At 53.0% G+C, this 7,642-nt stretch carries 7 protein-coding genes and 1 pseudogene; 6 read left to right on the top strand and 2 right to left on the bottom strand.

Annotated features, from left to right (window positions below; all coding sequences use genetic code 11):
- The 3 genes and pseudogenes from LBO03_01270 to LBO03_01260 form a co-directional block, all read left to right on the top strand.
- Nucleotides 1-539, top strand: a 539-nt coding sequence (locus LBO03_01270) for a site-specific DNA-methyltransferase (protein ID MDR3348231.1), incomplete at its 5' end; no start/stop codon positions are given.
- Nucleotides 526-1,088: pseudogene (locus LBO03_01265) on the top strand (ScaI family restriction endonuclease). The gene LBO03_01270 and the pseudogene LBO03_01265, both read left to right, overlap by 14 nt.
- A 418-nt stretch (nucleotides 1,089-1,506) precedes the next feature.
- Nucleotides 1,507-2,241 (top strand): serine protease, encoded by a 735-nt coding sequence (locus LBO03_01260; protein ID MDR3348230.1) that lies wholly within the window; start codon nucleotides 1,507-1,509, stop codon nucleotides 2,239-2,241.
- A gap of 42 nt (nucleotides 2,242-2,283) precedes the next feature.
- Here the strand turns inward: LBO03_01260 and LBO03_01255 are convergent, their stop codons facing one another.
- Nucleotides 2,284-2,937 carry a hypothetical protein gene (locus LBO03_01255; GenBank protein ID MDR3348229.1) on the bottom strand — a complete coding sequence of 218 codons (654 nt, stop codon included), beginning with the start codon at nucleotides 2,935-2,937 and terminating at the stop codon, nucleotides 2,284-2,286.
- A 182-nt stretch (nucleotides 2,938-3,119) separates the two neighbouring features.
- Between LBO03_01255 and LBO03_01250 the strand changes: the two genes are divergently transcribed.
- On the top strand, nucleotides 3,120-3,398 hold the full coding sequence (locus LBO03_01250) for a hypothetical protein (protein ID MDR3348228.1): 279 nt from the start codon (nucleotides 3,120-3,122) through the stop codon (nucleotides 3,396-3,398).
- Nucleotides 3,399-3,513: 115 nt separating this feature from the next.
- Here LBO03_01250 and dcuC read toward each other — a convergent pair whose 3' ends face one another.
- A complete protein-coding gene (dcuC, locus tag LBO03_01245) occupies nucleotides 3,514-4,767 on the bottom strand; it encodes a C4-dicarboxylate transporter DcuC (GenBank protein MDR3348227.1) in 1,254 nt (417 codons plus the stop codon).
- A gap of 249 nt (nucleotides 4,768-5,016) precedes the next feature.
- Here dcuC and LBO03_01240 point away from each other — a divergent pair, with 249 nt between their 5' ends.
- Nucleotides 5,017-6,345 (top strand): amidohydrolase, encoded by a 1,329-nt coding sequence (locus LBO03_01240; protein ID MDR3348226.1) that lies wholly within the window; start codon nucleotides 5,017-5,019, stop codon nucleotides 6,343-6,345.
- Nucleotides 6,342-7,580: a Zn-dependent hydrolase gene (locus LBO03_01235; protein MDR3348225.1), complete on the top strand. Its 1,239-nt coding sequence runs from the start codon at nucleotides 6,342-6,344 to the stop codon at nucleotides 7,578-7,580. The genes LBO03_01240 and LBO03_01235 overlap by 4 nt, the downstream gene beginning before the upstream one ends.
- Nucleotides 7,581-7,642: the final 62 nt, after the last annotated feature.

Genomic DNA, 7,642 nt, shown 5'->3' with positions numbered 1-7,642 from the left:
TGCCATTATATCTAAATCAGGAAATAATCTGGAATTATTCAGCAGGTGTTGCTTGTAAAAATTATTTGAGTCCCCGAAATGAAAAAATATTATGGTATGTAAAGGACAGTAAAAACTATGTTTTCAATCTGGATGCAATTCGAGATAAAAATGTGAAATATCCAAATTCAAAACGAAATGGAAAATCGCGGGTCAATACTTTGGGCAAGAATCCTTCTGATGTATGGGAAATAGCTAAGGTAACAACAGGATATAATCGTTCGTCAGAAGAACGTACACCTCACCCATGCCAATTTCCAACTGATTTAATTGACAGATTAGTTATAGGATTTACCAATTCCGGAGGAATAGTCTTTGATCCTTTCATTGGGTCTGGAACAACGTTTGAATCTTGTATAAAAAATAGACGCTATTGCGTTGGTTTTGAAATAAAACCAGAATACTGTAAGATAGCAAAGAACCGTATTAAAAATTTACAATCGCAACAACTAACGCTACTTCCTTTTGAACAGGAGAATCTAATGTATGAATCCGTATGAAAATATTCCGGCGGAGCAATGGCATGAAATAACTCGCTGTCTGGTTGAGAAGCATCCTCTTGCCAATGTGATAGTTGATTTATGCTTACAATCATGGCAAAGTATTTTACACGGCAAAATCAATACTTATTAAATATGCAAATAAAAGAGATGAGTATTTCGCCGCAGGCAACCGGAGCGTTGCTTCACGATGTAATTCCGGAATATATTTCAAAAAATATTAAAGGATTTTGCAAAGGCATTGGAAACGAGAAAGATATTGTATGCGAAAATGACGATTTCTATTCTTTTGAATTAAAAACATCTTCTCAAAAGGCTATTTATGGAAATAGAAGTTATGCAAAATCAGATAGTGGAAAATCAAAGGCAGGGTATTACTTAACTATTAATTTTGAGAAGATTCAAGGAAACGATCCAAAGATATTGCTTATTCAGATGGGGTGGTTAAATCACTTGGACTGGGTAGGACAAAAAAGTGAAACAGGTCAGCAAGCGGCATTAACAAAAGAAGCACGGGATAATAAATTTATTGTCTTGTATAAGGCATAATATTATATTCTTTGCCTGAATAATATTAAGAATTGTATAGAGGAAATGGTGTGCGCCGCCACTTCGCATAACGATATTGCCGAAAAACCCGCGCCGTTGAAAACCACCCTTACGGAACCCTTGAAAAACAGCGGAGTTTCATTGCGACAGAAATGCCCAAGCAGGGTTTTTCGACAGCAAGTCTGTTTGCGCTTCGCCGAGTTCATTATCAATCGGACGTCTTGGCGTGGCCGGCCGCCCTTGCTTGCGGTTTTCGGCGGCATCCGGCTTTCTGTCCGTTCCCGTTCTTCATCTGCTAATTTATATTGCTTCATTTTTTTGTTATATTACAAAACTTGTTTTCAAACAGGATCTAAACCAAAAACAGCGAATATTGCATTTTAGCCGTAATTGTCAGCTTTATGAATCGGGAGGGGCTATGTCTAAAAAATCAGCGCGGAAAATATTTCTGTCTGTTTTTATCATTTTATTTTCCATAGTTCATTGCGCCCAATGCTTGGCGAAACCGGAACGGGGCAAAAGCGTGCGCATCGTCGCTTCAGGGACGGGCTTTTTCATCGACAAAGACATTGTCGTGACCAACTCCCACGTTATTGCCAAAGGGACAGGGCTAATCATTGTTTTGGCGAATGGCCGGACTGTCGGCGCAACCGTGAGAGATTTGGCGGCTTTTGACAAAAGCAGCGATCTCGCCGTTTTGAAATTGTCGCGGGCCGTCAATGTCCGCCCTTTGCGCTTGGGAAACTCCGGCACAGTAAAACCGGGCGAGAAGGTTTTTGCCATCGGGCATCCGCTGTCGGCGGCCCTTAGCTCTTCCGCCAAGATAAGCGAGGGCATAATAAATAGTTTGGCGGGCGCAAACGACAACCATAAATTGTTCCAAATAAGCATTCCCATTCAGCCGGGCAATAGCGGCGGCCCGATGTTCAATGATAGGGGCGAAGTTGTCGGCATAACGTCTGCCGGGCTTAGGGCGGCGCAAAACGTAAATTTTGCGGTAAAAATAAACGAATTGAATAGGCTTTTAAGAAAAAACAACATAAAAGTTCCTTTTGCGGACTTGCATGGCCTGAATGTCCGCCAAGATTTTGACGCCACGCAAATCATGGAATTTTTTGAGCAGGCGGTTGTCCGTATAATGGTAAAAGGATAGAATGTTTTAATCAATAAAGACAGGCGCAAAAGGAGATGTGGTTTATGGGCAGAAAAATTTTATCCTTGCTCGTCTGCGCCGTGTTCGCAATATCGTCTTGTGCGACGGTAAACGCGGCCACGCCGGGGAGAAAAGGGAGCCAGTCCCAGCAGGACGAACAGAAAAAAAGAGAAGGCGAAGAAAAGAAAAAAGAGCAAAAAAAACCAGCCGGGGAGCAGCGCCGGACAAAACAGAAACAGCCCGCCCAAAGCCGCCCGGCAAAGCCACCGGCACAAAACAGGCCGCCGCAGCCAACCCAAAACAAGCCGCAACAGACCGAGCAAGGCAAGCCCCAGAGACCGAAGCAGAACAAACAGCAGCCACCGGCACAGAACAGGCCGCCGCAGCCTGCCCGGGATAGGCAGGAACAGCAGCCTTCGCAAAAACGCCCGGAGCGGCAAGCGCCGCAAAGCAAGCCGCCGCGTCAGCAACCTGCAAAGGGCGGGCAGCAAGAGCAACCAAAAAGGCCTCAACAGCCTGCTCCAAACAATTCGCGGCGGGAAAGGGAAAGGCCGCAATCGCCGCAACATGACGAGAAAAAGCCGCAGCAACGCCAAGACAGGCCCGAATCGCGCCAAGACGACAGACGCCCCCAACAACGGGCGGATGAGCCGCTCCAGCGCCAAGCGCAGCAACGTCCGGCAAAGCAGCGGACAAATCAAAATCAGCCGCCGCGCCCCGGCGAATTCAGGCACAGGCAAATCAGGCGCGACCCGCGCCGCCGCGCGGATATGCCCGTCCGCCACAGGCCCAATTATGTAAGACGGCAATTCCGCTATGGCGCAAGGCCGCCGCAGCAAGTAGTCATTATAATTAAAACGCGCCGGGAACCTTTGTTTTTGTCGGCGCTGAGAATATTAAGAACCTTCTTTGTCAATGACAGTTCTTTTCAGCCGCGCCGGGTGATGTACTCTGATGGCGCTTATGACTATATGAACCTGTCCCCGGTCGGCGAAGGCTATTATGACGACACGCAGATAGAAGCGTATGTTGACGAATACGGGTTCATGTACATGGAAACGCTCAGCGAAGACGAACAACCCGTTTTCAGCGCCATAATCAACAATGAAACGGACGAGCATATGACCTACGATGAATTTATGGAAGAGATAGAATAACCTTTCCCCAACAAAGCCGGACACCTCGCAGACAAAAGGGGCTTCCGGCTTTGCCAATTATTTTGCAACGCCCCCTGTCCAAGGGAGGGGCGCGGACATCGTGAATACGCCGCTTTTAAAACATCAGCAGGAACATGCCGACGAGCATGGCCAAAGTTACGCCCGGGCAGGTGCGTTTGGCCACGTCCATAGGGTTGGCTCCGGCGATGCCGGCGCAGATGATGGTGGCGCCGGCGATTGGCGACATGGTCCTGCCAAGCGTGCCGCCCAAAGTCGCCATGCTGCCCATTTGCAGCGTGGAAAGGCCAAATTCGGCGGCGTGCGGGGTTACCGCGTTGTTAAAAGCAACGGTAGCGGCATCGCCCGAGCCGGAAATGACGCCGAGCAGGAAAGGGCCGACGGCGGCGCATATTTTCACTATGGAAGGCATGGAGGTCATGGCGGCTATGAACGCCTTGACCAGCCCTACCGCAGTCAGGCCGGAAACAAACACGCCCGCCGCGACGATGATGCCGATTATATCGGCGTAGGCGCCGCCCATGCCGTCAAAGAAGGCCTTGACCATTTTCGCCGGATTTTTGCGGGTAACGGCCAGGCCGATGAGCACGCCGATGATCATGGCCGCCGGGACGGTCATGTTTACGCTTTTAAATTCCGGCCTTGTGCAAAGCAGAAGTATCGCGATCGGCATGATGGGAACAAGCGCGTATACAAAGTTAGGCTTGAATGAGCTGTCCACCTTGAAACTGTCGGTTTCATACCCTTTGTGTTCCTTGAGGATGTACGCCAGGAAGGTTATGACAATGCCCGCGATGATCACCGAGGCAATGTTGGCTTTGTAATGAAAGGCTATGACGTCCATTACATTTACCCCGGCGATTTTGGCGACCATGGGATTGTGTACAAGGCCGGGGTTAAGCATGCTGCCGTAAGTGCCCGACTTGACGGCGGCGGCGGCCATGGCCGGATGTACGCCCGCGCCGATCAATATTGGGATAAAAATAGCGCCGACGGCGGCGGCGGTGCCGGCCGCGCTGGGCAGGGCGACGTTGATGACAAAAGTGCCGATGACCGCGCCCGGTATGAGGAGCGGACGCACTTTAGCCAAAAAGTTGCCGATCAGGGTTATCAGGTGTTTATCGCATTCCGTGTACTTCATGACCATGGCAAAACCCATAACCGAGCATACCGCTTGGATAAGCCCGGCGTTGGTCATATTGGTCGCGAAGGCTTTGAACGCGTCCATCGGCGCCTTTACGGAAAGGCACATTATTATGCCGGAAGCTATCAGCACCATGCGCGCATCGTAACGCTTGACCAAGAAATAGATGGTAACGATGATTGCCGCTATGCCAAACCAGATCATCATGTTTGAGTCCTCCTCGCGATTTTTTGCGTTATTTGCCGCTGGCGCTTGCCAACGCTTGTTAATATATACAGTTTGTATATTAATATATTTGCAATTTGCTTGTCAAGAACAAATTGCTTTGCGCGCAGATTTTTGCGGCTTGCGCATTACGGGCAAACTATGCTATCATGTTGGTAACATGGGCGTTTTGACCCGAACGCCTCACGGTTTGCGCAAGGGGGGACGATAGTTTTGGCGGGAGGTGTTTTTTTGGAGCAGGCGGCCTTGGAAGGGAAAATATTGGCGCGGGCGGACGCGCTGAGGGCAAAGACCGTTGAGCGGCGGCGCGACCTGCATAAATATGCAGAAAGTGGTTGGACGGAGTTGCGCACGGCCGCTTTGGTGGCGGATACGCTGACAGAATTGGGTTATGACGTGCTGGCCGGCGATGCTGCGGTGGAGGCTTCCGCCATGATGGGCGTGCCCGGCGCGGCCGTTATGTCCGGCCATGTAAAAAGGGCGCTTTCCCAAAACGCCAATCCCCGCTGGGTGGAGACGATGCAGGGCGGCAAGACGGGCGTCGTCGGCATAATGCGTTTCGCTCAACCGGGCGCGACGGTTGGGCTGCGTTTTGACATGGACGCCAACGATGTGGGCGAAACAGGCGGCGACGGGCATCGCCCAAACGCCGAAGGGTTTTCTTCCGTAAACGCCGGCTGCATGCACGCCTGCGGACATGACGGGCACACCGCCGTGGGGCTGGCGGTTGCCGAGATATTGGGCGGGCTGAAGGATGAGCTGGGCGGCACAATCAAACTTATCTTCCAGCCGGCCGAGGAAGGGGTGCGCGGCGCAAGGGCCATGGTCGAAAAAGGGGTTGCCGACGACATTGATTTCATGCTGGGGGCGCACCTGGGTTTCAAGGCCGATGCAACCGGTTCCCTTTGCTGCAATGTGCGCGGTTTTTTGGCGACAAGCAAATACGATGCCGAATTTACCGGCCTCGCGGCGCACGCGGGGGCGGCGCCCGAGGCGGGCAGGAACGCCCTTTTGGCCGCCGCCTGCGCGGCGCTTAACCTTCACGCCATAGCGCGCCACGGCGAAGGCGCATCCCGCGTAAACGTCGGCATCCTGAACGCCGGCAGCGGGCGCAACGTCCTGCCCGCGCACGCGGTTTTGAAGTTGGAAACCCGCGGCGCAACCAGCAAAATAAATGATTATATGGCAAAAGAAGCCGTCCGCGTCATAAACGCGGCGGCGCAAATGTACGGCGTCAAGGCCGCCATTGCCGAAATGGGCGGCGCCGCCGGCGGCGGCAATACCAAAGAATTGTCGGATCGGATAGCCGCTGTCGCCCAAAAGCTCGGCATATTCGACCGGATCATCCCGGAATGTGATTTTGGCGCCAGCGAGGACTTTTCTTATTTCATGGAACGGGTACAAAAGCGCGGCGGAGAGGCCGCCTACATCATGGTGGGGGCGGACCTGGCCGCGGGGCACCATGACGCACGTTTTGATTTTGACGAGGCGGCGCTTGACAAGGCGGTAAAACTGCTCGCGGCGGCGGCCGCGGAATTGTTGGGAGGGAAAAAACAATGATTGCGGCCGACATGGAAAAAAATCTTGCCATTTTGCGTACTTTTTCCCTGCCCGGCGCGGGCGTTACCAGGTTTGCTTTCAGCGACGAGGATTGGCGGGCGCGGGCGTTCATCATGGACGAAATGAAAAAGGCCGGCTTGTCCGTCCGCTCGGACAATTTCGGCAACGTCATCGGACGGCGTGCCGGGAGCGATCCAAACGCCGCCGCCGTAATGATGGGCTCGCATCTGGACAGCGTGCCGAACGGGGGCGCCTTTGACGGCACGGTCGGCGTTTTGTCCGCGCTGGCAGCCATAAAGGAAATGAACGAGCAAGGCGTCGACAACTACCACCCGATAGAAATGGTGGTATTCATGGCGGAAGAGTCCAGCCGCTTCGGCGCCGCCACCCTTGGCAGCAAGGCCATGTGCGGATTGCTTTTGGCGGAGGACTTGAAAAATATCCGCGACAAGGAAAAAACGCCGCTTTACGACGTTTTGCGCTCACGCGGGTTCGACCCCGACCGTATTGCCGATGCCGTCTACCGCGGCTCGGTAAAGGTATTTTTCGAGTTGCATATAGAACAGGGCAAGGCGCTGGAGGCCGCCGGCAAGCAGATCGGCGTGGTAACGGGGATAGCCGCCCCGACCAGGCTGCGGGTGTTGCTGCACGGACACGCCGACCATTCGGGAGCCACGCCTATGGGCATGAGGCATGACGGCCTCTGCGCCGCCGCCGAGATAATCCTCGCCGTGGAAAAGCTGGCGGCGGAGTCGGATCCACCCTGCGTAGGCACGGTAGGAATAATTCGCACAGTTCCTTGCGTCATGAACGTCATCCCGGGCGAAACGGAGCTTGGCATTGATTTGCGGAGCATTTACGCCGACGCGAAAAAAACGCTTGCCGGCAAATTGCGGGATCGGATAGGCGAGATAGCGGGCAAAAGGGACATTCCTTTTACCGTTGACATTTTAGCGGATGATACGCCCGTGCGCCTGAACGAATCCGTCATTGGCTTTTTGGCGGGCATTTGCGCAAAGCGCGGTTGCCGGTACATGAAAATGCCCAGCGGGGCGGGTCACGATGCCATGCATTGGGCGGTTGGCCATCCGACGGGCATGTTGTTCGTACCTTGTAAAAACGGCGTCAGCCATCATCCGGACGAATACGCCGCCACGGAGGACATAGCGGCCGGCACGCGCATCCTTTATGACGCGGTGTGCCGGGCGGCCGACAAAGACACGATTTTTACCTGAGCGGGCTGCCGGGCCGCTTGTGCCATCATATTTTTCGCGAGGCAATGCCGCAACGCGGCCGA

The sequence above is a fragment of the Acidaminococcales bacterium genome (genome assembly GCA_031290885.1).
In the GTDB taxonomy this organism is placed as follows: domain Bacteria; phylum Bacillota; class Negativicutes; order Acidaminococcales; family JAISLQ01; genus JAISLQ01.
Note: the sequence above shows the minus strand (reverse complement) of the source record. Positions and strands in the feature narration are given on the sequence as shown.

Excerpts from the sequence above, each read along its gene's own strand:
- LBO03_01260 (MDR3348230.1), top strand. The coding sequence starts at position 1,507 with ATGTCTAAAAAATCAGCGCGGAAAATATTTCTGTCTGTTTTTATCATT.
- dcuC (MDR3348227.1), bottom strand. The coding sequence starts at position 4,767 with ATGATGATCTGGTTTGGCATAGCGGCAATCATCGTTACCATCTATTTC.
- LBO03_01235 (MDR3348225.1), top strand. The coding sequence starts at position 6,342 with ATGATTGCGGCCGACATGGAAAAAAATCTTGCCATTTTGCGTACTTTT.